Genomic DNA, 24,557 nt, shown 5'->3' with positions numbered 1-24,557 from the left:
GTAGCTCTCTCGACGAGAACAATGGCCGGATGCCTGATGGCATCCGGCCATTCTTTTTTGGGGGCAAGCTCTTTAGCTATTCTTCTCTCCCAGTGACTCAATCGTGCGTTGATGATGGTGTTTTGGATGCTCAGGCAAGATGAGGAAGTTCTGCATCATGCCGGTGTCTTCATGCGGAAGAATGTGACAGTGGAAGACGGACTTTCCTATCCACTCCTGGAAGCGCATGCGAATGACGGTCGCCGTATCCTGCGCTACCCAGATCGTGTCCTGAACGAGACGATGCTGAGGTTCGATGCCTGCTTGGGAGACAACCTCGAAGTTGTTCACGTGGATGTGGAATGGATGGCCTTCCGTGCCTCCGCGCGCCGAGTCCGGAACCTCGATCGTCCACTCCTCACAGGTACCGCGATATACGGTCGTCGGCACCGCGAACTCATCGTAGAGCTGGTTATTGATCATGAAGTCGATGCCGACCACCGGATTTTTTTCACCGGGAAAGCGTCCGCTGAAGATGAACCTGCGCTTACGCACAATCTCATCCGGGCGGATGGGCGTATCGCGGGTGAGAGGCGGAAGATCACGAGGGATCTTCATGTCCATCGGCTCGCCTTCTACCTCAATCACGGCGATGGTCTTCTGCACGGCCTCCAGGAACTGGGCGTTCTGCGCGAGTTGGAGGATCTTGTACTTGCCGGGCGTGTCGCACGCCCTGATCAGGAACTCGGCGCGGTTGGCCGGTGCAAGAACAACCTGCGATGCATTATTGACATACTCTTTCGGCCACGGATGATCGAAGTTGTTGCCATCCATGGCCAGCAGGTACATGGTGTGCTCTTCCACCTGAACCGGCATCATCAGGTCAGAACAGCCATTCAGCATGCGGAAGCGCGCCACTTCGCCGGGACGCATCTTGAAGACTGGCGCCTCCAACTGCTTATGTTTCGGAGACGTCGGCTTCTCAAAATTGTGCGCTTCCCTGAAGAACGGGGTTCCGTTCACCATGTAAAAGCGCAGATGATAGTCGCCGGTGGTGAAGCCACAGCTTTGCGGGGGATTGGTTGGCTTTCCATCAATGGTGACCGACTCCGACTTGTCTTTGGCAAAAGTCTGCCAGATGGCATTCTGTTTCGGCTCGAAACTCTCGGTATAGTCGGCATGCGGCTCATCGGTCTTGAAGAGGCCGATGTCCTGCACTACAAGAAGGTAGTCCGCGGCCGCCTTGATCTCAGGCACTTCATCGATCGCGCCTGGAACAAGGATGCCGCCTGCCATGCCGGAGACAGCCTGCACTGCGGTTGAACCATGGGCGTGCGGATGGTACCAGTTCAAGCCCGGAGACTGGTCTTTGGGAATGACGAACGGATAGTCCTTATACTCACCCGGGCCGATCGAAATCATCGGAGCGGTCACCTCGCTGGTGCCCAAAGGTTCAAAGATATGCGGCGCAATGTCCAGTCCGTGTAGATGCAGGTTGGTGTGGTCCAACTGGTGCGGCACGTTCATGTCGCCGCCCCAGTCCTTCGAGTCATAGGGCGTCAGCCTATTCTTCACGCGGACCTTCACCGTGGTGCCTGGTTTAGCAATGATCGGCGGTCCGGGGATCGTGTCGTTATAAGCGCGAACTTTTACCTTGTGACCATCGATGGTCATGATCTTCCACTTCACTTCAAGCGTGTAATCGGGCACGAAGTGCTCTTCGTTTGCCTGTAGCGGCAGCGGAGCTGCTTCCTCCATGGTCATGTGGTGCTCCGCTGGATGTTGCTGTGCGTTCCCCTTCGGAGCGGCCGCACTGGCAGCGGCTCCCGCCGCCAGTGCCATAAAGTTACGCCGGGATACATTCTTCATTTCGTCACCGCCTTCTTCCTCATCTTTAGAAGCGTTTCCACCTTCTGCTGTGCAGGCTTGATCTGGTTGGGATCAGTGCAAGCCACCGGCGCATGATCCGTGTTGAAGTAGCCATACTGCGTGAAAGCCACCGCGAGTTGGAGCGATGTATCTAGAGAGAACGCATCACTGTACTGTCCACCGGGAAAGCGCTGCGGAAAGGCCTGGTTCTGGAAGTACGCTGCATTCTCCAGCGAGTAGGACTGGCACATACCGTCGAAGCCAAAGCTTGGCGGGGCATTTACGCCCATAACGCCGGGAGCTCCCTTCGGCGCGGCATACGCGCTGGCATGACACGACGTACATGACGACTGCGGATTATCAACCGGCCCCGCAAGACGGTCCTTGCAGCCCAGATGCTGGAAGGTACCGATGTCTGTATTGATCGCGCTCTGCTGCAATGGCAGACTGGCAGACTCCGGAACCGCGGGGAACGTCCATGGATCAGAACCCCATTGCAGACCAACAGGAACAAGGTGATCCCAGAAGGTGCTGCCCTGCGTATCACCGTCATAGGCAAAGGTGCCATAGACCCAGCGCGATGGCGAGCGGGAATCGACCACTGCCACATCCACCTGAACGACATGGTCAGATTGCACTTCGCGATCACACTCATAGCCTTTGGCCTTCGTGTACTTATGGCGATCCACCATCCACTCTGGCGAGCCATGCAGGAAAGGCACGCAATCGACCGGTACATTCGACGTAAGCACCTTCACCACTACGGTTCCCGTGGGAAATGGGAGTCCCGCCGGTACCGCGCTGCCAAGGTATTCTCCCATCTGTGGCACACCGCTGGGTGGAACGGTACGGCCAAGCGCGTAGCCACCGTACTCGTTGTAATAACCGACTGACCACGACTCAAAGCCCCACGGATACTCGGTCTTACAGGCCTCCGTCATGCCGGCCATGAAGAACTGAACATGGGGCCCGCTACCTGGAGCCTTCAAAAACTCACCGAGCGTTGCCGTGCGCTCGTTCGTCGTGCCATGCACATACTCGCGGCCCGCGGTTGGGTCGTATGCCATCCACGGCACGTTGTACCAGCGGGTCTTTCCGTCGACCTTGGTTCTCCAGCCCACTTCATTCGATAACTGGGGATCCTGCCCCTGCTTCACATAGTCGAGAATGGCCTGGATGTACTCATCCCAGTGCTGACCATGCCACTGCGGCGATTCCACTTTCTGTGGAGGGAATTTCGTGCCGAAGTTCACATTGATGTTCAGCCATGCGCATTCCGGGCACGTATCAGGCACACTGCGGGGATAGTCGTGACTGAGCTTGAAGACTGGTGTGGTGGTTGGCTTTTTCGGTGCGGACACAACCGCATCCCGAAATGCAGCCGCAGCTGCGGAGTCCGGTTTTACCGGAGCCTGTCCCCAGAGCGGTGTTATGGCCGCCAGAGTCACCAAGGCCGAAAAAACAATTCGCATCGATTTCATCATTGCTCCTGTAGTGCGCAAGTTCGCCCGTAAATGGGCACGGAAGTGCGTTCCACCCATGGCAGTTCTGGTCTTTGATCTAATTGCCGTCGGTGGCTAACAACTCTAAAACGTACTGGTAGAAGCCTCGAATGTTCGAGAAGCTGAAGAAGACGTCCTGGGGTTTTTCAGCGCCAGCGCTGGACGGTTTGTGAATCCAGCCCTGTTCAAAACCCCACTGCACGATCGTCAATGGCATTGGTGTCGGTGGAGTATAGAGGTCGGGACGCGTCAACCAGCAGGTAGCGGTCACGTCCCACAACCGGTAAAACGGCTCTTTGGTGACCAGGCTGTACGCCTCATACGCAAGCTGCGAATACCGGTACTTCTGCCCCTGAGCTTCGAGCGCGTTGCGAAAATGCTCGCTCACAGGCGCCGAGTTGCTGATGTCCAGTGGAAACATCTGAATGCTGCCGAAGGTGTTGAGGACATCGTGAACTGCATATGGATCCCAGAAGGCATTCCATTCGGCATGTTTGTTCGCGACAACGTTGTTTGTCGTCGTGGGATCGATATTGCCGTCGACCTTGATTGCCCCTCCCATCCAGATCATGCGATCGATACCGGCGGCCAGCAGTGGGTTCTTTCCCAGAACATCCACCAACGGTGTCATGGGGCCAGTCATTAGAAGGGTTATCGGGGTGTGCTGCCGGATAGCCTCGTCCAGCAGCTTCGCCAACAGCGCCTCTCCATCAGGAGGAGGTGTGGACACATGCGGCGTGTATGGCTTCAGACTGGGGAGTTCATTGAATGAAACGCAGTCTCCGCGATATGGCCATGGAAACGCATTCCATCCGCGCGCACGGCTCAGTGCCACCGGAATGTCGGTGCGGTTCATAAACTGCATCAACCGGGACGATGCCTGCATCGCGGGATCGGCGATACAGTCCGCATTGATTACGACAATGCCCAGCAGATCGATGCCCGGCATCACAGTCAGCAACATCGACGAAATAAATTCGTCGATGGCCGCATCATGAAGAAAAACGACCGGAGTGCGCTTCTCCGAAGTAACGGCGCCTTTCAAAATTCGCATCTTCCCAGTTCCTTTGAAAGTTACTCAGCTCGGAGCACAGGACAGGGGATAAGGCAGAAAGTAAGAATTTTCTACAACGTGAACATCTGTCTCTTGATGAACATGGAAGACTATTACCCTTGTGAAAAATCTTGTCAAGTGTAAATCGGGACGCCCATAGGTACTTCCTGCATCCTGTCCGGACGCTTCCTCCCAAGGACCTCCCGAACCTGGAGGAGTAGAGTATGGATTCCCGATGCTACGGTTGTGAAGCCGGTGGGACCGAGATTCGGTTGAGTTGAATGGCCTCGGAACCTCCGGTCTCAATCGCCTGAGCCGCGCCAATATTGACCTCGACCATGCGGACGACATGCGGCACCAGCATGAAGACGATCTCGTCATCCACAGTCTCCGTCTCCTGCGTACTGAACATATATTTGATGGCCGGAATCTCACCCAGACCAGGCGTTCCGCTCACGCTTCGGCTGCTCTGTTTCTGAACCAGACCGGCCAAAATATTAACTTCCCCATCCTTCAAACGGACCATCTGCTCAGCTTTTTGCTGGCTGATGATTGGCTCAGACACTCCACTGATGGTCGTACTGCCGCTTTGCGACGACACTTCCACCGCCAGCTTCATGGTCACATCGCGATCCTGATGGATGGTGGGTGTGATATCAAGGTTCACTCCCACATCGATGTATTGGAACTGAGTCTGGACCGCGGACGATGAAGTCGATGTGGCCGTCGTGTAGCTTCCTGTCGCAATCGGAATTCTCTGTCCGATCTTCAGCATCGCCTTTTGACCATCGATCGCCCGAATACTCGGCTGCTGCAGTACACGCGTATCCGAATCGGTGAGCAGGAGCTCTACCGCAGCCTGACCGATGGAATAACTGTATGACGAGGTACTCCCGATTCCACTAAGTGTCGACGAAGAACTGGAGGTCACCGAGAGCGACGTAGGCAGCGAGATGCCAATGTTGCGCAGCTTATCCTTTCTAACTTCCATGACGTAGACATCTATCAGCACTTCGGGCTTTGGCCGATCCAGGCTCTGGATCAGGCTTTTTGCAAGCATGATCTCGTCAGGCGTCCCACGAATGACGATCGCGTTCTGCGTCATAACGGAAAAGATCTTTGTAGTAGGTGGGAACAGGTTCCGCAGAGCGGTGAGAATTTCGTTCAGGTCCTGCTGTTGCGTCGCATTCGACAAGTAGAAAGTGCGGACCGCAAGCCGCTCGATCTGTGTACGTTTGGTGCGTGTGTCCTGTGCAACGTAAATCGTATTGGACGTGGTCGCTGTCCAGAAGGTTCCGGAGAGCCCTTCAAGCACACGAAGAGCCTCCTCCATTCCAACGTCCTGAAGATCCACAGAGACACGTTTGAGTGGAAGCTCAGGATCAAGCAGAACATTGATCCCGGCAATCTTTCCAACTGTCTGATAAAGTGTCGCCACGCCTTCCGTCATGTGGAGCGTAATTCGTTCTTTTGAGAACGGGGCCAGATGAACAGGTGGTCCCGGTCGGTCAAGGTCCTCAGCCGTAGGGCCTCCAGAGGAGACCAGCTTCCCTGCTTCTTGGTCGAGCTGATCTCTCACCTGCACGACCTGCTGCGTAGCGGCCCGATTGCTCGGATCAATCTCCAAGGCGCGGAGAAATTCGACCAGCGCCTCTTTTTGGTGCCCTTCCGATTCAAGAGCCTCACCACGATGAATATGCTGAATCGCCGCGCTGAAACGAACGCGGTCCCGAGCTACCTTATAACGCAGGTCTTCCGGCTTCTTTGCGTATGCAAGGCCGTATGCTTTGAGGGCAGCCTCAAAGTCATCCTTTGCTTCGGCAGTTTCGCCTTGTTTGTAGAGCGCTTTCGCAGATTGAGCCACGACCGGCCCCGTAATCATCAGGCAACAACAAACGCCGATCCGCAATAGACAATGCGGAGATACTTCCAACATGAACGTCCCTCTCCACACAGATCGCCCTTGCCTCATGCCTCACAAAACGATGAGCACGATTGCTTCTGACTCGTGTAGTTACTGGCTTTGACGAATTCCAACATATTTTGTCGTAGGTATGCTGTCGAAAAATGTCGAGCTGTACGCGGTCGTCGAGAAACATCGTCAAAGTAGTGTGAGATGTCATGGAATCGCAACAGGAGCGCTTGTACTCGCTGTCTCTTTCCCGCTTAGCCTCTTTGCGCAAGAGGCCACACAGAGTTCGTCAATGATCGAGAATCCCGCATGTCAGGACTGCCGTAGCTTTCATCTTGAGGGGGATGCTAAGGCAATCCTCAAACAAGTGCTGCACGTCTATGGTGTTGATGTTGTGTGGGCGCATCCATCCATTCCGCCACAGCGGTCTATCCGGTTTGATCTGGAGGGAGCTGACCTATCGACGGCAGGCTACGTCCTCGGCATAATGACCAACTCTTTCTTTGTACCGATTAACAAGCATCTTGCTCTTGTTGTTGCGAATACTCCCGAAAACCGATCAGCCTTCTCGAGGAAAAGCGTCGCCATAATTCCCGTCAACAATGTGGTCGATCGCAAGGAATCGGAAGTTATCTCTCGTTTGGCCTCCACAGTTTTTGAGCTACCAGGAGCATCTCTTCATGATGGTCTTCTGACCGTCCGTGGAGATCCCGAAGCGCTGGACCAGATCTCCAGGACCGCAGAGCATCTCTATCGCCCGACTCCTCGCGTTCGCCTTGTAATGCGTTCCTACCTCGTTACGTCCACCAACACTCGTAAAGCAGGCATCGAGTTCCCGACGAAGTTCACGTTCTTCAATGTACTTACGGAAGCCAACAAGCTGATCCGGGACAATGCATCGGTCGTTGAGGAGATCATTAGCGAGGGCCTTGCCTCCGAAGGTGACGTCCTGACGATTGCATCGCTACTGATCGCTAGCGGATATGCCGGAAGCTCGGTATTGGGAAACTCTTCTGTTTATTTCGGGGGAGGGCGCACGGCCACCGGCGTTCAGTTCGATTCCGCGTCAGTTCAAACCAGCCTGCAACGGTCAAAGCTTGAGCGCCTGCAGGAGCAGACCCTGCTACTTGCAGATGGAAGTAGCGGGAAGCTCCGCTTCGGACAGAGATATCCGATTGAAACCTCCAGAACAAGCGTGACAACCTCATCCACATCCTCAAGCAGCAGCACAACTACTCCAAGCATCCAGTATGAAGACCTGGGAGTCACGCTGGAGACCAAAGTGCATCTGTCAGCAGAGGGAGACACTTGCCTGGAGCTCCATCAGACGATACGGGGCCTTCAGGGACAGAAGGCGAATGGTATTCCTATACTTGACAACCAGGAATTTGCAACATCTCTGTCCGTTCCGCACAACGGAAGCGCACTGCTGGTCAGCGATGTGAGTCAATCGGAGACACGAGCCATTCGTGGTCTGACGTCTGCCGTGCCGACAGAGTCGATGCTGGATAAAACCACTACGCAACTCGTGATCGTAATGACTCCCTATGTCCTCGATGCCAGATCTGACCGCTAGAGCATCTTCCCTGTAGGTGTAGAGTAGGGCTTCCGCACCTATGGGCGTTTTCCCCAATGAAAACGCCACTGCACGTCACTTCCGGGATACCCAGCAACAGGGAAAATGCTCTAGACACGCGCGACCGCCCTCGTAAACAAAGCCGGTTGAGCCCGCTATCGAATCAGCAACGAGTTGACACTCCTTCCTTTGTGGTGATACACCATAACAAATCTATGATATGTACATATCATAGATTTGCAGTGAAGAGACATATTGCACTGAAGAGGGGAACGCGGCTCCGATATGGCAAAGAAACAGCCGCCAAAAGAAGGAAACTGGCTCCTGCTGATATTTTTCCTGCCTGGGAAGAAGGCGAGCGAGCGTGTTGGAGTCTGGCGGAAACTCCAGGCGACGGGAGCACTCTCCTTACGCAACTCGGGATATTTGCTGCCTGACACGCCCGCGAATCAGGAACGGTTCGCCTGGCTGGCGACCAGCATCCGTGCAGTCGGGGGAGAGGTTTCCGTGCTTCAGGTCGGTGCGATCGATGACCCAAGCTGGGAAGAGTTAATGCAAAGCTTCCGGGACGAGCGAAAAAAAGACTATGAAGCACTGCTTGGAGATATCAAAGAGGCCGGAAGCAAAGGCCAGGTTTCCGCGGCGCAGTTGGCTCGCCTGAAGCGGCGCTTCGAAGAGATTCGAGAGATCGACTTCTTCCAGTCTTCGCTTCAGGGGGATACAGAAAAGGCGATTGATCTTTTGGAGAGGCCGCAAACGAAGCATTTCAGCGCAGGAAGACTTTCCGCGATGGACTTTCAATCTAAGACATGGATGACCAGGCCTCGTCCAGGCATCGACCGTGTCTCCTCAGCGTGGCTCATCAAACGATTCATCGATCCAAAGGCTCGTTTTATCTTTGGCCCTGATCCGGCGGCACATCCGAAGGCAATTCCGTTCGATATGTTTCAGGGACATGGATTCGCCCATGAAGGCGAACTTTGCACATTCGAAGTCCTCTGCATGCGCTTTGGGATTCGCGACAAGGCCGTGTTACGGATCGGACAGGCCATTCATGATGCGGACTTCGAAGAGCCCAGGTTCGGGAGACAGGAAGGCATCGCCATCAATCAGGTCCTCAAGGGATGGGCGAAGCAAGGGCTTTCCGATGAAGAGCTTCTCAGGCGAGGCGCAGACCTGATCGAAGCCATGTACCACGTCACTTAACTTCCAGCAGGTAAGTGACGGGCAACTCGTTTTTGCTCATGGGACGCGTGAAAGGTTCGCGCAAGAGATAACCAACCGGAAAGAAGGAGCCATGAAAACCACTCGCAACGTAGTCTTCTGTATCGCATGTCTTTGTACCCCGCTCCTGGCGCAGGCGCCGGCCGATCATTGGAAGGCCGTCGATGCAGCGCTGGGAGGACGTACTGGGCAAATGCAGCCGGGTGATGTCTACAAATACTCGATGCCGCGGCGTGACCTGAAAGTGACGAAGGATGGCACAACCGTTGCACCGGGGCTCGCATTGGGATCGTGGGCCGCTTTCAAAATGATGGGAAATGAAGCCATGGTAATGGGGGATCTCGTGCTTACAGAAGATGAGATTGAACCAGTCATGCTCAAGCTGCAGCAAGATGGGATCGAGCAAACCTCCATCCATAACCATCTTCTGGGCGAAACCCCTCACATCGTCTACATGCACATCTCCGGACACGGCGATCCGGTCAAGCTTGCCACCGCACTGAATGCCGCTCTTGCACTGACGAAGACACCGGCACCCGCACCGGCGAGTCCCGCCTCAGCCTCGGCTCCCACCATCGAGCTGGATACGAAGGCTATTGAGCAATCCATTGGCGTGGCGGGCAAAGTCAGTGGTGGAATCCTTCAATTCAGTATCCCGAGGGCCGAGAAGATCTCAGACAGCGGCATGGATATTCCTCCTGCGATGGGAACCGCAACCGCCATTAACTTTCAGCCAACCGGCGGAGGCAAAGCCGCTATCTCGGGAGATTTTGTCCTTCTGAAAGAAGAAGTGAACCCTGTGCTGCGGGCGCTGCGAACGCACGGAATCGAAGTGACCGCAATGCACAATCACATGCTCTTCGATGAGCCCCACCTTTACTTCATGCATTTCTGGGCCAACGCCGATGCGGTTACGCTCGCGCAAGGCCTTAAGACTGCACTCGATCTTACAAACTCCCAACGCACAAGGAGATGACCGCATGGCCCCGAGCACGCAAGAACAAAGTACTGACGTTCAACCGCTTTCAAAGTTCGTCTTGTACTTCTTGCGTCTCGGGACCGCGGGTTTTGGAGGGCCGATCGCCCTTGCAGCGCGCATGGAGCGCGATCTGGTCGGCGAGCGTTACGGCATCCAACAGCAGGACTATTTGGAAGGCCTCGCGCTATCTCAGCTTTTGCCTGGACCATTGGCTGCACAACTGGCGATGTACCTGGGATATGTACGGTCCGGGTTTCTGGGAGCAAGCCTCGTCGGAGTGGCGTTTATTGCGCCCTCTTTCCTGATGGTGCTGGGCATCTCACTGCTCTACATCCGATTCGATGGCCTGCCCTGGATGCAGGCTGCCTTCCATGGAGTCGGCGCTGCTGTGGTCGCGATCATAGTGCGTTCCGTAACAAAACTGGCGAAGACCACGCTTAAGAAGGAGCGTCTGCTTTGGGTCATCGCCGCGACTCTTGCCGCCACCACTGCCTTCACAGGACATGAGGCCGTATGGCTCGTCCTCGTCGCCGGCCTCATTTCAGTTGCGGTTCAAAACTGGCCACGTCGCTCCTGGAACCTGGCGGTCGTTCCTCTCATCGGGGGCCTGTTCGCCACGCCTGCCGGCAGACACTGGGAGATTCTCGGTTACTTCGTCAAATCAAGCCTCTTTGTCTTCGGTAGCGGTCTCGCGATTATCCCGTTCCTGCACGGAGGCGTCGTGGAAGTCCATCACTGGTTGACCGAGCAACAGTTTCTGGATGCGATTGCCGTCGCCATGATTACACCTGGTCCGGTTGTCATTACGGTAGCCTTTATCGGCTATCTCGCCGATGGCCTGGTGGGTGCGAGTCTCGCCGCACTTGGAGTATTTCTGCCGGTATATCTGGCGGTGATCCTGTTCGCGCCGATCTACCGAAGGCTGTCGTCGAATACCGTCCTACGTTCTTTTGTGAGAGGCGTTACGGCCGCCGCCACTGGCGCTATCGCTGGTGCAATCGTCGTCATTGCGCGGCAGTCGGTGACGAGCTATCTCGGGATCATGATTGCCGGTGTAACCTACGGCGTTCTCTGGAAGTGGAAGCTTCCAGAACCCCTGGTGGTGATCACTGCCGGACTTATTGGAATATTGATCTTTCGCTAGCGCCATGCATCGGCAAGCCCACGGAGGTCATGATGGGAAACACGAACGAGAGAAGAACAGTGGTGGCACGTATTACCGGCAGCCTGGCCGTCCTCCTGCTTTCGACCGCCATTCAAACCTCCACCGCTCAGACAAATACAAGCGAGCTTCTGCGGCTCGAGTCTACTATTCCGATGGCAGATGTCCAGGGCCGTATCGATCATCTTGCGATCGATCTCCAGGGTCACCGTTTGTTTGTCGCCGCTTTGGGGAATAACTGTCTGGAAGTCATCGATCTTCGAGAGAAGAAGCGGCTTCATACCATCCCTGGATTAACCGAGCCGCAAGGTGTCGCCTTCGTTCCCGCAACGAACCGGGTCTTCGTCGCCAACGGCAAAGATGGATCGGTACGGGCATTCGATGCTGCATCCTGGAAGTCGCTCACTTCGATCTCATATGGAGACGATGCCGACAATCTTCGCTATGACTCAGAGAGTGAGCATATATGGGTCGGTTACGGTTCCGGAGCATTGGGCGAATTCGACCAGAACGGCGCCAAACTCGCGGATATTCCACTTGGCGCCCATCCGGAGTCGTTCCAGCTTGAGAAAGGCGGGTCACGCATCTTCGTCAACCTGCCGCGTTCCCGAAAGATTACGGTTGTCGACCGCAAATCGAGATCAGTACTGGGTTCGTGGGGGACAGGAGGTCCGCTGGCTAACTATCCCATGGCTCTGGATGAAGCGAACCACCGGCTCTTCGTGGTGACGCGGTTTCCAGCACGCTTGATCGTCCTTGATAGCGATCACGGCCAAAGGATCGCCAGCCTCTCCGTTGTCGGCGACTGCGACGACGTTTTCCTGGACCAGCGCCGTCACCGTATCTATGCAATTGGAGGAGATGGTGAGATTTCGGTATTCCATCAGAAGGATCCGGATCATTACGAAGAGCTCGGACGCGTGAAAACCGTCAGCGGCGCGCGAACGGGTCTTTATTCCCCTGAACTGGACCGGCTCTATCTCGCTGTCCGCAGGCAAGGATCGCAGACCGCGGAGATTCGAGTGTTTGCTCCAGCGCCGTAGGGACAATATGTCCAAACGGCCCTAGTGTCCTGAGTCTGAAGTTCTTGTCGTAAATGTTGTCATCCTGAACGTCCGGGGTCCCCGGCCAGCTGTGCTGGCTGGGGTGATTAGTGAAGGACCTGCTTTTTCAACGCTTCGGATGGCAAAGCTGTTCATGATTTATGTTGCGAACTTTAGACTCACCACACTAGCGCCTGGGCAGCTGTGCGATCAATTCCCGGACGTGTTTTCTCAGAGATTCCCGTGTTGCTTCAAAATCAACGCTGGCCGGAGGAACATCGTTCCACTGTTCAATCCGGACTTTTGAGCTCGCCTGCAGATTGGCAGGTAATGATGTTCCGATCAGGATGATACGGACTGGGGAAGCAATGTCAGACGCGCTCACCTTCGTGGGCTGAAAGGTGCTCACATCAATGCCGTCGTGCCCCAGGCCCTGCACGATGGGTGCCGGCACAGTCGTGGAATCAGGAGCACTTCCACGCGCTACCGCCCGATATGGGAGATTGAACTCGCGGATATTTTGATTGAAGTACGACGCCGCCATAAGACTCTTCACATTCCCGTGTTCGCAGACGAACAGAATCTGGCGTTCGGCAGTTTGTTGCGCAAAACATGAGGTGGTGACACAACCGAAGGCTAGTACAAAAGCAGCAATCACAACCGTCCGCATCCAGGCACGACGCATATGCAACCTCCCTGTTTGATCGTTGTCGATGAGTGTACAACGTACTATACACAGCCACACCCGGCAGCTCGCGAGACAATAAATCGAGCCGATGATCATTTTTCTTGCTGCTGTCTGCTGCGCCGCGTGGCTGTACCTGCTTGCACTCCATGGCCGTTTCTGGAGCTCCGGCCCTGTCTTACGCGAGAGCAAGACGCCCTGCGCTGATGCGAAGGTCGCGGTGGTCGTGCCGGCCCGCGACGAGGCTGAAAACATCGGACGCAGTCTTAGCTCGCTTCTCGCGCAGCAGTATCCAGGAGCGCTTTCCATCATCCTCGTCGATGACAACAATGCCGACGGGACTGCGGAGATCGCCGCGTCCCTGTTGAACCAGGGACGGCTGACGATCGTCTCGGGCCAGCCTCTTCCGGCTGGATGGAGCGGCAAGCTATGGGCTGTTCACCAGGGGCTGGTGCAGCCGGAGGCTCAAAGTGCAGACTATATCCTGCTGACTGACGCGGACATCGAGCATGCATCTACGCATGTCGCAATGCTGGTGCATGAAGCCGAAGCAAACGGCCGTGACCTCGTCTCGGAGATGGTGCGCCTTCACTGCAGTACGCCAGCGGAACGAGCTCTGATTCCCGCCTTTATCTTCTTCTTCCAGATGCTCTACCCCTTTGCATGGGTAGCGGACCCGCGTCGCACCGTTGCCGGCGCGGCCGGCGGAACGATGCTCGTTCGCCGCACAGCTCTTGAGCGCGTCGATGGCGTACGCCGCATTCAGCACCATCTGATCGACGACTGCGCTCTGGCTCGCCAGATCAAGTCTTCAGGCGGGAAGATCTGGCTGGGACACGCCGAACTTGCCCGGTCATTGCGTGTCTATGCAGACTGGCGCGAGGTCTGGAACATGATTGCACGCACTGCCTATGTGCAGCTCGGCCATTCTCCACTCATGCTGCTTGGCTGCATTGCGGGCATGGGATTACTGTACGTGGCTCCGGTGCTGCTGGCCCTGTTTGGACATGGTCTGACCAGCGCGCTTGCCGCTGCCGCATGGCTCATGATGGTAATCGCCTTGCAGCCGACGCTTCGGCGATATCGCAGATCTCCCTTGTGGGGAGTCGCGCTTCCGGGCATTGCAATGTTCTACCTGGGCGCCACCGTTGCCTCAGCGTTCCGTCACTATATGGGCCGAGGCGGCGGATGGAAGAACCGCACCTACCCAGAGGCGCCTTCGACGTAGCCAGGCCATACCCCTTCATGGGGTTTTGACAGCGACGCGCCGGTCCCAGGGCGCAACGCTCTCCTCATACTCCATGGGATCGCCGAAGCCTTCGGTCTGGATGCCGAGTTGGCGTAGAGCATCCAGGGCCATCAGGCGGCGATGCGCGTTAAACGTCATGATGTGGGCGAAGACGCCGCCGAACGTAAAGGTCTCTGCCGGCTCACACAGAGCATCAACGAAGGTATCGTCCCAGGCTGAGCGATTGCGGACATCACACAAAATACGATGCAGTTCAACATCGGTCTTTTCGAGCCGCTGCAACATCGCCTGCGGAGAGCGCTGTGACATGGGAGGCCCCTTCGTATCCATCTCGGCTCCGGAGAGAGCCGCGGTCCAGACCTCCTTCGTGAAGATAATGTTCTCCAGCAGCTGTCTCAGTGTCTTATTCGACTCCCGCCACGGCAGCAGCTCTACGACTGTGGGCAATGGCCGGTCCAGTTGTTCCTCTGTTAAGGTGCTTGCATACTCCAGCAAACGCCGCGTATGCCAGGAATCATTGCCTGCAAAGCGATCGAATAGGTCCATATCTCCTCCTCTTTTTGTAGGGGATCCCGGTGTAAGAAAGTGAATTTTGTTGGATGACGGCAGGTGAAAGTGCGGATCGCGCATGCGGCGGTAAAGACTTGGAGATATCCGAAAAGCCCTCCGGAACGCTCGGGAGAATGCCTCCAGCGAACCGAAGTTGGCATCGAGGGCGACGTCCGTGACCGACATCCCGGTATATGCCAACTGGTAAGCTGCCCTTTCCAACCGGAGCCTTCGCCGCATGGCTCCCGGAGTCTCCTCCGCTACTGCCCGGAAGAGCCTGTGGAACTGCGTGCGGCTTTGGTAGGCCAAACGCGCCAGATCCTCAGTCTTCGCCTGTGTGTCCAGGGAGTTCGCCACAATGGCGGAAAGACGATCTGCCGTGCCGTGATCATCCTCGTTATGCATAGCCAGGCTCCTCACCACGCACGAATCATAAAGAAAAGATGGGGCCTCCCGCCTGATCGTGTGTACCAATCTTCCTGTCCCGTCTTACCGGGATGCTTCGGTCTTTGAAGATCGACTTCGCCTGGCATAGAGGGAGCTGAGGATTCCCAGATGTTTCACCACGGCGAGAACGATCAGGCCTGAAGCGAGTGTGGCCGACAGCACAAGATGCCGCAGAAAATAGAAACCGAGTCCATGCGCAGCTAGAAGCAGGATGGCCACTACAGCCCAGCCCCAGGGCCGCAAGGAGAGCCGATTCGGAGATTTTGCAGCCAACATTAGTGTGCTCCTTGTTCAGCAGATGCGTCGCAACATGGCGAAACTGCAAGCAAATATTCAAGATCGCCGATTCCGACCGTGCCGCTCTCTGAAATCTGCAATCCAGCCCCGCGAAAGATTGCGGCCATCTCAGAAAGGTTGATATGGCCATGACGATGAAAGTGGGCGACGATGCCCTTCTCTCCCGGAGAGGTTCCAAAGTCGATGGCCAGCAAACGGCCTTCCGGCTTCAATACCCTCCGAACCTCGGCGGCGCACTGACTGCGTAATGTTCCCGGCAGGTGGTGCAGCATCAGGGTGCTGAGCACGACATCAAAGCTTCCATCGCAGAACGGAAGAGATTCCACCAGCCCAGTCTGGAATGCGACGTCCGTTCCTGCCTTACTCGCCTTTCTGGACGCCCGGCGGATCATCTCACTCGATGCGTCTATCCCGTGCACACGCCCATTCGAGCCCACCTGCCGCTTTGCCGCGATTGCCAACGTCCCGGTTCCGCAACCAATATCCAGAACTGACTCACCGGGAGACAGGTTCGCCAGGCCTAACGCACGCTCCCGAAAATTTCGCTCTCTCCCCAGCGTCAGCAGCCAGAGCAGGAGATCGTACTGTGCGGCCTTATGGAGGACCAGGCCCGAGGTCTTGGGTAACTGTTGCACTTCTGCCGTCTTCATTGAGCCTCTCTTTCGATGGTTATGTTTCGGAACATGAGTCTGAAAATGGACGTCTGTTCGAAATCGAGCCTAGACTGAACCTGGTTCGCACGGAAGAACAGCGAGGATCGCACTGTGCGTTAGCGGACAACAAGATACCTTTGTTCGTTTTGTTTCGTAGAAAGGAAGCCATGTCTCCGCAGAACCGCAAAACTCCAGCTCCGGATGTCAGAAAAACAGACCGGCGGGTTACCAGGACCCAGAGGTCTCTCCGCGACGCGCTTCACTCCCTGATCCACGAGCGGGACTATGACTCCATCGTCATCAAGGAAATACTCGACCGCGCCAATGTTGGCCGGTCCGCTTTCTACATGCATTTCCGCGATAAGGACGAGCTTCTGGTCCACACCTTTCACGACATACTGGGGACTGTCCGTTCATCACGCCCGGCATCCGGCGATAGCCAGCATGAAAGACTTCTCTGGTTCAGTCTTCCGATCTTCGAGCATCTCGATCGGCTTCGGCATATCGGCGAACTCAAGCTCGGACCAAAGGGGCGGGCTGTTCTGCACGGACACCTTCAAAACGCCTTAGCGGTGCTGATCACCGAAGATGTTGAAAAGCATTTTCATGCGAACCGAAAGGCGGACCAGATACCGTTGGATCTTCTGGTTCGGTATATCGATTCAACCTTCATCCTGGTTCTCAACTGGTGGGTCGAAAATAAGTGTCCGCTCCCTCCGAAGGCAGTCGACGGGTTATTTCGTTCCCTGGTGATGCCGACTCTCAAAGAGATCTCCGGCCTACCACCAAAAGGCCTGGGGGCAACCGGTATTGCGAGCTCGGCACAGCGCCGCAGGTGACGTAGAAGTCTTCGCTGTGCCTGATTTCCTTGTCGCTCTGTCAACTATGTGCAATAGGCTGCAGCGCCATTGGCGATGTCCGGCAGTACGGGGTTACACCCTGCATTCCTCTGGCTTACCGGGTCATATGGGTTTGCGGCTTTACGTTAGTGGTCTTGTTCATCACGAACGAGGACGACGGAGATGTCGTCGGAATAGACGGTCTTCCACCGCATGAGAGCAAGTACCGGTACCATCGGCGAGTTCCGCGCCATGAGACAGAAATTGATTCGATACTTTGCCAGAAGCTGGTTCGGATCGTCCTGAAGCATGGACCACTCGGCGAATTCAGCTAGAACGCCAGTGGCCTCAAAAACATCGGACCGGCCGTCCACAAAGACGGGATTCCCAGGCGACGCCCAAATGAGGTAGCCGCCATAAACGTACTCATTCAGCATCGGGCCTGGGAGGTGATGGCTCCTGATGAACTCTACGGCCTTTACCGGGCTTTTTCCCTCTACCTGGTTTTCCAGATTTCGTTGCGATGGAAACATCCAAAAGACGAAAAGCACGGAAACCGCTATCAGGATTGCGTTGGCCCCCGGGAGGTCATGTGCCGCGTCGTAGTTGTCCCACGCGGTCGCCAGTAAACGCGACAGTATGGGAGCGGTCAGGATACCGAAGACAAAGAGCATGCGATGATGGCTGGCGGCCAGCCATGCTCCGAGGGCTAATAACAGCAGTTCCTGGCACCACAGCTCTGTCCGGCGGATAGCCGGAAGCAAAAGGATAAGAGCAATGATCCCCAGGAATGCAAAGTCGCGGCCCTCGGAAAATTGCAGCGCCTGCCACTCCTCGACCTGACTGAGACCAATGTGCTGATGAAGCAGCGTGTCAACGGGATACAGTATCTGGCTCAGACCAATTGGATTCAGGAAGAGCGCCGCGATCGAAAGAGCTACCGCGAATGCGAGTGCTCCACGCCTGCTCGCCTCCCAACGCCGGCAGGTCAGCAGGCCTGCCTGGAAATCAACAAACGAACTGGCTAGCACCAGCGCTGCGACCAGAAGACCCAGAAAGAAAGACCCATGGGCGTTCACCCAAATGGCAAAGAGCGGGGGCAGCGCAAAAAACCAGCGCGGATTGCGGGTTTGCCCGGCATGGAGGAGTAATAGTTCAAAAACCAGGAATAAGTAGCCAACGATCTGCGGCCGAATTGCGACGCCTATCGTGGAGAACAGCCAGATTATCAGCGGCCCAAGAAAGGCTATTTTGGCATTCTTCGAGTAAAGCCAGCACAAACAGTAGCCGGAGACAAGTAAAGCTGAGGTGAAGAAGCACAGCCAGACCATCAGGCCTGGGTAGCCTCCCCATCGGTACGCCCCGTAAATCGAAAGCTCCGAGAGCCATTCGTGGGGAATATAAGCATGGTGGGCTGTCGTGTAGGAGAAGAGATCCGTATGTGGAATGCTATGGGTCTCCCAAATAACATTCCCCATCTTTAGATGCCACCACATATCGGGGTCGTCGAAGCGGCCCCTTACGGTCAGTACGGCCAGAACAACCAGAAGGCTTGCCAACATGACAGGAAAGGAGAACACCCGCCGCAAATAGGAGACCTTTGCGGCCTCAATCTGCGTAGCGACGGCCGTCCCTTCGCTCATGCCATGCCCGCTTCAGGCGACTCCCTTTCAGCGGAAATCTCCGTATTAATAAGTTCATCTGGCTCTCCAATCCGAAGCAGCCGATGAAGATAGGCCCTGGAGATATTCAGGCTGCGCGCCGCCAGCGTCTTATTACCGTTGCTTTCACGAAGGGCGGACGTCGCCAGCTTGACTTTGTAGTCTCGAAGCTGCCGCTCGAAGGATCCCCCCGGATGATAGTCGTCGTCCATATGGACAAGAGTTTCCTCCAGGATGTTGGAAGCCAGATCTTCCAGGTGGATACTTTCCCCATTCGCAACGATCAGCGCCTGCTGGATCACATTTTCCAGCTCACGGACGTTTCCAGGCCAGGAATAGGCCTGCAGCATCGACATCGCATCATCCTCGATCCTGATAACCGGGCTGCGGAAGCTCTTCGAGTACTTTCTCAAGAGATGCTCTGCGATCTGCGGAATATCGTCCGAATGCTCGCGTAGCGGGGGAGCATCTATCCGAATAACATTCATGCGGTAATAGAGATCCTGACGAAACGCACCGCGTGCCACCATGTCGCTAAGATTCTGATGAGTCGCAAAGATGAGCCGGGCCTTCAGGGGAATAGGTTCCGTACTGCCCTGGCGGCTGAACTCACGTTGCTGAAGAACCCGCAGGAGCTTTACCTGGGTAGCAGGGCTAAGCTCCCCGATCTCATCCAGAAAGAGAGTCCCTTCGCCCGCCAGCTCCAGATAGCCGACTGATGATTCCGTCGTCCCCGTAAAGGAGTCGTTTTCGTAACCGAAGAGCTCTGTATCGATAAGGTTCTCCGGGATGGCGCCACAGGAAACCGCAATGAATGGCTGGTCTGCCCGGGAACCGAGGTTATGGATGCCGCTTGCGATCAGCTCTTTCCCCGTGCCGCTTTCGCCAGTGATAAGGACGGATGCATTAATATTGCACACCCTCCGTATCAGTTCATGAACACGCTGAATCTGCGGACTGCCCCCTAAAATAGGGCTCCGGCTCTCAGTCTCTTCACTATGCTGTCTATCTGACAATTCCCGGCGTAGCGCGGAGCCCTCGTGGGCGCGAACCAGCATCGTCTTCAGTTCGCGAATCGATGGCGGTCTGCGGCAATAGCCATAAGCTCCCTGCCGGACAAGGTCGATGGCGGTGGAGCGCAGGCCATCGCTCGAGAGAATCAGGACAGGTATCTTCGACGCGATCATCTTCTGAAAGAAGGTCAGGGAGTCCGGCAGCGAGTCCAGATCCAGAAGGATCACTTCATAACGAGGCTTTCCCGGATACCTCGGATTCTCGTCTTTGATGGAGACCTGGATGACATCGAATTCCTTGCCAAGTGCAGATGAGAGAAGTGAGGGCAGTGTCTGATCATTTGAAAACAGTCCAATTCGAATCATGTTTCTGGTGCCTCTATCTCGTGCGAGCTTCTCAATCCGGGCATCGTCCGCCGTTTCGTTAGCACTTCCAGTGCACTGATGTTGGTTTGTATTCTGAGCCACACTTTCCGGATTCGTCGAGATAAATCGACTGCAACTTAAGTAAGTTACCGGTGTGCTGCTTCCCAGATCGGGATTCAGATACGGCTTTGCGCAACAAGAAGGATTGATTCAGTCCGCATTCGTCACCCTTCTCCCTGTGCCCTCCCTGGTGTATTGTCCCGGACCCACCCTGAAACGCAACTGTATACAGCCGTAAACACTTTGAGCTAAATCAGCCCCAAAATTTTGGATCGGCAATTGCAACTGGGTCCAGTGATTTTCATTGATTTCTCCCTTGGGAGTTAGCTCATATGCATTCCGCTGCCTGGTGGCCAACATTGATCGTAGTCGCGGTGGCAACTGTCACTGACCTTCGCAGCCGGCGTATCCCGAACTGGCTGGTGTTTCCATTCCTTATCACCGGATTTGTTGTCTCCGGCCTGCAGCATGGCCTCAACGGTCTTATGCAGAGCACTGCCGGCCTGGCCGTTGGCGCCGCACTGTTCGGCCTACTTTGCCTGATGGGCGGCATGGGGATGGGTGACGTCAAGCTCTGCGGTGCAATCGGTGCATGGGTTGGACCGTCGCAGATGCTGGTTGCTCTTGTAATGACCGGAATCGCGGGCGGAATCATCGCTGTCGCCCTGGCAGTCGCTGGAGGATTTGCAGTCGAGATGTTCCAGGGCACAGGAGATCTTATCTTCGGCTTCAGAAAGCGTGGACTTACGCCACACCCAGATCTGGTGCTCAACAACCCACTGACGCGAAAGATGCCGTACGCTCCGGCAATTGCCATCGGGACACTCATCTCGTTTTTTGCCAGGTAACGTAACGCAACCTTATAGGCCATGAATATGCAAACTTCACCTCAATCGTCGGGAACATTGCTGGCAGCGAGAAACGGCCACCGAGCAATGACAGATTCAGCCAATACTTCCACTGCGCTTGGAGGAAATGTGACATCTGTTGCACTCATTTTTCCCCAACTGTTACAACGTCAGCTCGTCGCAGATGCACTCACGGGGCTTTGGGGATACACGACACACGAATTTTGCTTCTATCCTGATCTTGGCGATAAGTCATCCCCGTTAGGTAGCGACTACGACGTTGTCATTGTTGAACTGGACAGTGATCCGGAGTATGCACTGGAACTGGTGGAGGCAATCTGTGCGAACGGCGCCTCCACCGTCATGGTCTACTCTTCCCTGGTCCAACCGGAGATGCTGGTTCGCTGCATGCGTGCCGGAGCCCGCGAGTTCCTGACACCACCCATTTCCTCAACGGTGATCGCAGAGGCTCTGGTCCGCGCTACGGCGCGAAGCTCGGCTTCTCGATCGGTAAGCAAGACCGCCGGTAAGGCGATGGTCTTCATTGGGGCGAAGGGCGGATCGGGCGTCACCACTGTCGCCTGTAACTTTGCGGTAGCCCTGGCGCAGGAATGCGCGGAGAGCAACCAGAGCGTCTTGCTGATCGACCTGACTCTCCCTCTCGGCGATGTCGCGCTTCAGCTCGGAATTGCTCCCCAGTATTCAACGGCGGATGCGCTGGAAGAAGCTCATCGCCTGGACTCTAATTTTCTCTCGAGACTCTTGACGAAACATAAGTCAGGCCTGTCCGTTCTGGCCGCTTCAGACAAATACATCGAGATCGACCCGTCGAGTAAGGCAGTCGAGCAATTGTTGTTGGTTGCGCGGCAGAACTTCGACTACGTTGTGGTTGATGCGGGATCCCATCTGGGAGCTACCGGTCATGCACTCGTTGACGACGGAGCGGGCGTGTATCTGGTAACGCAGGTTGGTATCCCCGATCTGCGTAATGCCAACCGGATTGTCTCGGAGCTTCTATCGAAGTCGGGAACCAAGGTCCAGGTGGTGCTGAACCGGTATACCCCGCGCTCCCTGGTGATCGATGAAGAAAACATCACGAAGGCGCTCACGATGCCCGCTCGTTGGAAGATTCCAAATGACGAGGCATCTGCCCGGAGTGCGCAGAATACAGCAGTTCCGCTGGTGCTCAAGGACTCGCCGGTTTCCCGAGTGATCCGGGAGATGGTGCGAGAAACCCATGGCACAGCAGAGAAGACCGAAAAGAAAAAGCGGTTCAGCTTGTTCGGATAACAGAGATAAGAATTCAAAAGGATGAAGCCAGTATGGATCGAGTAAATTTTGACAATTTCAAAGCCGAGATACACCGGACGCTGATTTCCAAGCTTGACCTGGAGAAGCTGTCACGCGTCAACAACAGCCAGGCGAGACAGGCTGTAGCCGGAATGGTGAATGAGATCATCTCTCGGCAATCCGTACCGCTAAGTCTCGCGGAAGAGGCAAAGATCGAAGCGGAGCTGCTGGATGAAGTCTTCGGTCTGGGTCCATTGGAGCCTCTGCTTGCGGACTCAAGCATCTCCGACATTCTTGTCAATGACAAGAACCACGTCTTTATCGAGCGCGGCGGCATGTTGCAGCGCGTTGATACGGCGTTTCGGGACGACCGTCATCTGCTGCAGATCATCGACCGGATCGTCTCCAGGGTCGGACGCAGAGTCGACGAGTCCTCTCCGATGGTCGACGCCCGTCTGCCTGACGGCTCCCGCGTGAATGCCATCATTCCCCCGCTCGCGCTCGATGGTCCGGCCTTGTCCATCCGCCGCTTTGGCACTGGTCCATTGGCTGCCAATCAACTGGTGGAGCTGAAGAGCATCTCCCCGGAGATGATGGAGCTTCTCACGGCCGCGGTGCGGGCGCGCATCAGCATCCTTATCTCGGGCGGAACAGGCGCCGGCAAAACAACCTTCCTGAACATTCTGTCGCAGTACGTTCCGAAGACCGAACGCATTGTGACGATTGAGGATGCCGCTGAATTGCGCCTTGGCCTTGAGAACATCGTGCGCATGGAGACGCGGCCGCCGAACGTAGAAGGTAATGGCGCCGTACGTCAGCGCCAACTGCTGATCAACAGTCTGCGTATGCGCCCCGACCGCATCATCATCGGCGAGGTCCGTGGTGAAGAGGCTTTCGACATGCTCCAGGCAATGAATACCGGTCACGAGGGATCGATGACCACCATTCACGCCAACACACCGAGAGACGCTCTCACCAGGCTTGAGTCCATGGTTGCAATGAGCAACCTCAATCTTCCGGAGAAGAGTGTCCGCCAGCAGATGGTATCGGCGATTGCGATTGTCGTACAGGTCTCCCGCATGAGCGACGGCACCCGCAAAGTCATGAGCATCTCCGAGATCACAGGCATGGAAGAGAACACGATCAGTATGCAGGACATCTTCACCTTCAAGAGAAAGGGCGTTGGCCCGGACGGCAAGGTGATTGGAGTCTTTGAACCGAGCGGGATCCGTCCCAAGTTTGTTGAGCGGCTGCGCATCTCAGGCATTTTCCTGTCGCCGGCGCTGTTCGAACAGAAGATGGAAGTCAACTAAGGAGGCGAATATGGGGCTGATTCTGGTATTGGTATTCTTCGGCGTATTCGCCACGTGCGCGCTGCTGCTGACAGCCGGCGGAGCCGGCGCGTCGCAGCAGGCAGAACGCGCACGAGCGAACCTGTATGCTGCCCTGGCCACTGGACGGTCGGAGGCGGATTCGGTCGTCGACATCCGCAAGAAAGAACTCTTCAGCGCTGTTCCCTGGATCAATCGCTGGCTGCTGCAGCTTGAATTGGCCCCTCAGCTTCGTACGTTGCTTTACCAATCTGGATTGAAATGGACGGTAGGCGCTCTGCTACTGATGTCCGCCGCCTGCTTTGTCTTTCCGGCGTATCTGCTGTACTGGCGGACGGGTGTCCTCATCTTTTCCCTCTTGCTCGGCGTTCTCTTTGCTCTGGCGCCGCTGGCCTTCGTCCTCTACAAGCGCTCCAGCCGCTTCAATCAGATGGAACAGGAGCTGCCGGAAGCGTTGGACCTGATGGTAAGCGGCCTGCGTGCTGGGCACAGCCTGGTAACCACATTGCGGCTTGTCGCGCACGAATCTCCTGAACCGATCAGCGGCGAGTTCAAGATCTGCTTCGACGAACAAAACTACGGACTTGAGCTGAGAACGGCGATGGAGAATCTGGTGAAACGCGTGCCTCTCCAGGATCTGCGTATTGTCGTCACGGCAATTCTGATCCAGAAGGAAAGTGGCGGCAACCTCGCCGAAGTGCTCGAAAAAGCTGCTCACGTGATCCGGGAGAGATTCCGCCTGAAACGGCAGATCCGGGTGCATACAGCGCAGGGGCGTCTGACAGGATGGATTCTTTCTTTCCTCCCAATCGTCCTGGGCATTGCGCTCTATCTGATCAATCCGAAGACCATGAGCACCCTGTGGACACATGCCATCGGTATCAAGCTTCTGTATCTATCGGCGTTCATGACTGTCAGTGGCGCTTTGATTATTCGCAAGATCGTCAACATGAAGGTTTGAAGGGTGCG

The 24,557-nt window shown here is 55.8% G+C and carries 21 protein-coding genes; 11 read left to right on the top strand and 10 right to left on the bottom strand.

All coding sequences use genetic code 11. The features are described 5' to 3' along the window. Positions 1-72 precede the first annotated feature (72 nt). From FTW19_RS07855 to FTW19_RS07840, 4 genes are all read right to left on the bottom strand, one after another. Positions 73-1,848 carry a multicopper oxidase family protein gene (locus FTW19_RS07855; protein WP_147647107.1) on the bottom strand — a complete coding sequence of 592 codons (1,776 nt, stop codon included), beginning with the start codon at positions 1,846-1,848 and terminating at the stop codon, positions 73-75. Continuing rightward, on the bottom strand, positions 1,845-3,320 hold the full coding sequence (locus tag FTW19_RS07850; protein ID WP_187143354.1) for a hypothetical protein: 1,476 nt from the start codon (positions 3,318-3,320) through the stop codon (positions 1,845-1,847). Before FTW19_RS07850 ends, FTW19_RS07855 begins: the two co-directional genes overlap by 4 nt. 88 nt (positions 3,321-3,408) lie before the next feature. Continuing rightward, on the bottom strand, positions 3,409-4,404 hold the full coding sequence (locus FTW19_RS07845; protein WP_147647106.1) for a nucleoside hydrolase: 996 nt from the start codon (positions 4,402-4,404) through the stop codon (positions 3,409-3,411). A 238-nt stretch (positions 4,405-4,642) separates the two neighbouring features. Continuing rightward, on the bottom strand, positions 4,643-6,340 hold the full coding sequence (locus FTW19_RS07840; protein ID WP_187143353.1) for a secretin N-terminal domain-containing protein: 1,698 nt from the start codon (positions 6,338-6,340) through the stop codon (positions 4,643-4,645). Positions 6,341-6,608: 268 nt separating this feature from the next. Here FTW19_RS07840 and FTW19_RS07835 point away from each other — a divergent pair, with 268 nt between their 5' ends. The 5 genes from FTW19_RS07835 to FTW19_RS07815 all read left to right on the top strand — a co-directional run bounded on the left by FTW19_RS07835 (position 6,609) and on the right by FTW19_RS07815 (position 12,300). Continuing rightward, positions 6,609-7,892 (top strand): hypothetical protein, encoded by a 1,284-nt coding sequence (locus tag FTW19_RS07835; protein ID WP_187143352.1) that lies wholly within the window; start codon positions 6,609-6,611, stop codon positions 7,890-7,892. A gap of 285 nt (positions 7,893-8,177) precedes the next feature. Further along, positions 8,178-9,098: a chromate resistance protein ChrB domain-containing protein gene (locus FTW19_RS07830; RefSeq protein WP_147647103.1), complete on the top strand. Its 921-nt coding sequence runs from the start codon at positions 8,178-8,180 to the stop codon at positions 9,096-9,098. Between the two features lie 91 nt (positions 9,099-9,189). Next, positions 9,190-10,092, top strand: coding sequence for a DUF1259 domain-containing protein (locus FTW19_RS07825; RefSeq protein ID WP_147647102.1), 903 nt, complete (start codon positions 9,190-9,192; stop codon positions 10,090-10,092). 4 nt (positions 10,093-10,096) lie between these two features. After that, positions 10,097-11,239 carry a chromate efflux transporter gene (gene chrA, locus FTW19_RS07820; protein ID WP_147647101.1) on the top strand — a complete coding sequence of 381 codons (1,143 nt, stop codon included), beginning with the start codon at positions 10,097-10,099 and terminating at the stop codon, positions 11,237-11,239. 62 nt (positions 11,240-11,301) lie between these two features. Then, positions 11,302-12,300, top strand: a complete 999-nt coding sequence (locus FTW19_RS07815; protein WP_147647100.1) for a YncE family protein — start codon at positions 11,302-11,304, stop codon at positions 12,298-12,300. 187 nt (positions 12,301-12,487) lie between these two features. Here FTW19_RS07815 and FTW19_RS07810 read toward each other — a convergent pair whose 3' ends face one another. Continuing rightward, positions 12,488-12,985 carry a hypothetical protein gene (locus FTW19_RS07810; RefSeq protein ID WP_147647099.1) on the bottom strand — a complete coding sequence of 166 codons (498 nt, stop codon included), beginning with the start codon at positions 12,983-12,985 and terminating at the stop codon, positions 12,488-12,490. A 91-nt stretch (positions 12,986-13,076) separates the two neighbouring features. On the opposite strand from FTW19_RS07810, the gene FTW19_RS07805 reads away from it, so the two are divergent. Next, entirely contained in the window at positions 13,077-14,213 is a 1,137-nt protein-coding gene (locus FTW19_RS07805; RefSeq protein WP_147647098.1) for a glycosyltransferase, read from the top strand. 15 nt (positions 14,214-14,228) lie between these two features. Here FTW19_RS07805 and FTW19_RS07800 read toward each other — a convergent pair whose 3' ends face one another. The 3 genes from FTW19_RS07800 to FTW19_RS07790 all read right to left on the bottom strand — a co-directional run bounded on the left by FTW19_RS07800 (position 14,229) and on the right by FTW19_RS07790 (position 16,177). Continuing rightward, on the bottom strand, positions 14,229-15,188 hold the full coding sequence (locus FTW19_RS07800) for a helix-turn-helix domain-containing protein (RefSeq protein ID WP_147647097.1): 960 nt from the start codon (positions 15,186-15,188) through the stop codon (positions 14,229-14,231). Between the two features lie 84 nt (positions 15,189-15,272). Further along, positions 15,273-15,506, bottom strand: a complete 234-nt coding sequence (locus tag FTW19_RS07795; RefSeq protein ID WP_147647096.1) for a hypothetical protein — start codon at positions 15,504-15,506, stop codon at positions 15,273-15,275. Further along, positions 15,506-16,177 (bottom strand): class I SAM-dependent methyltransferase, encoded by a 672-nt coding sequence (locus tag FTW19_RS07790; RefSeq protein WP_147647095.1) that lies wholly within the window; start codon positions 16,175-16,177, stop codon positions 15,506-15,508. The genes FTW19_RS07795 and FTW19_RS07790 overlap by 1 nt, the downstream gene beginning before the upstream one ends. 170 nt (positions 16,178-16,347) lie before the next feature. Between FTW19_RS07790 and FTW19_RS07785 the strand changes: the two genes are divergently transcribed. After that, positions 16,348-17,019 (top strand): TetR/AcrR family transcriptional regulator, encoded by a 672-nt coding sequence (locus tag FTW19_RS07785; RefSeq protein WP_147647094.1) that lies wholly within the window; start codon positions 16,348-16,350, stop codon positions 17,017-17,019. Between the two features lie 146 nt (positions 17,020-17,165). Here the strand turns inward: FTW19_RS07785 and FTW19_RS07780 are convergent, their stop codons facing one another. Then, complete coding sequence (locus tag FTW19_RS07780) at positions 17,166-18,662, bottom strand: hypothetical protein (protein WP_147647093.1); 1,497 nt, start codon at positions 18,660-18,662, stop codon at positions 17,166-17,168. Further along, positions 18,659-20,059, bottom strand: a complete 1,401-nt coding sequence (locus FTW19_RS07775) for a sigma-54 dependent transcriptional regulator (RefSeq protein WP_147647092.1) — start codon at positions 20,057-20,059, stop codon at positions 18,659-18,661. The genes FTW19_RS07780 and FTW19_RS07775 overlap by 4 nt, the downstream gene beginning before the upstream one ends. 392 nt (positions 20,060-20,451) lie before the next feature. On the opposite strand from FTW19_RS07775, the gene FTW19_RS07770 reads away from it, so the two are divergent. The 4 genes from FTW19_RS07770 to FTW19_RS07755 all read left to right on the top strand — a co-directional run bounded on the left by FTW19_RS07770 (position 20,452) and on the right by FTW19_RS07755 (position 24,549). Beyond that, a complete protein-coding gene (locus FTW19_RS07770) occupies positions 20,452-20,967 on the top strand; it encodes an A24 family peptidase (RefSeq protein ID WP_147647091.1) in 516 nt (171 codons plus the stop codon). A gap of 129 nt (positions 20,968-21,096) precedes the next feature. After that, complete coding sequence (locus FTW19_RS07765) at positions 21,097-22,257, top strand: AAA family ATPase (RefSeq protein ID WP_246153633.1); 1,161 nt, start codon at positions 21,097-21,099, stop codon at positions 22,255-22,257. Positions 22,258-22,289: 32 nt separating this feature from the next. Next, the gene (locus tag FTW19_RS07760) at positions 22,290-23,570 is read left to right on the top strand and encodes a CpaF family protein (RefSeq protein ID WP_147647089.1); all 1,281 of its coding nucleotides are present in this window, start codon (positions 22,290-22,292) and stop codon (positions 23,568-23,570) included. A 10-nt stretch (positions 23,571-23,580) separates the two neighbouring features. After that, the gene (locus FTW19_RS07755) at positions 23,581-24,549 is read left to right on the top strand and encodes a type II secretion system F family protein (RefSeq protein ID WP_147647088.1); all 969 of its coding nucleotides are present in this window, start codon (positions 23,581-23,583) and stop codon (positions 24,547-24,549) included. Positions 24,550-24,557 lie beyond the last annotated feature (8 nt).

The organism is Terriglobus albidus, from assembly GCF_008000815.1.
GTDB classification, from domain to species: domain Bacteria; phylum Acidobacteriota; class Terriglobia; order Terriglobales; family Acidobacteriaceae; genus Terriglobus; species Terriglobus albidus_A.
The sequence above is the reverse complement of the archived record's forward strand: the minus strand, read 5'-3'. Positions and strand labels throughout refer to the sequence as shown.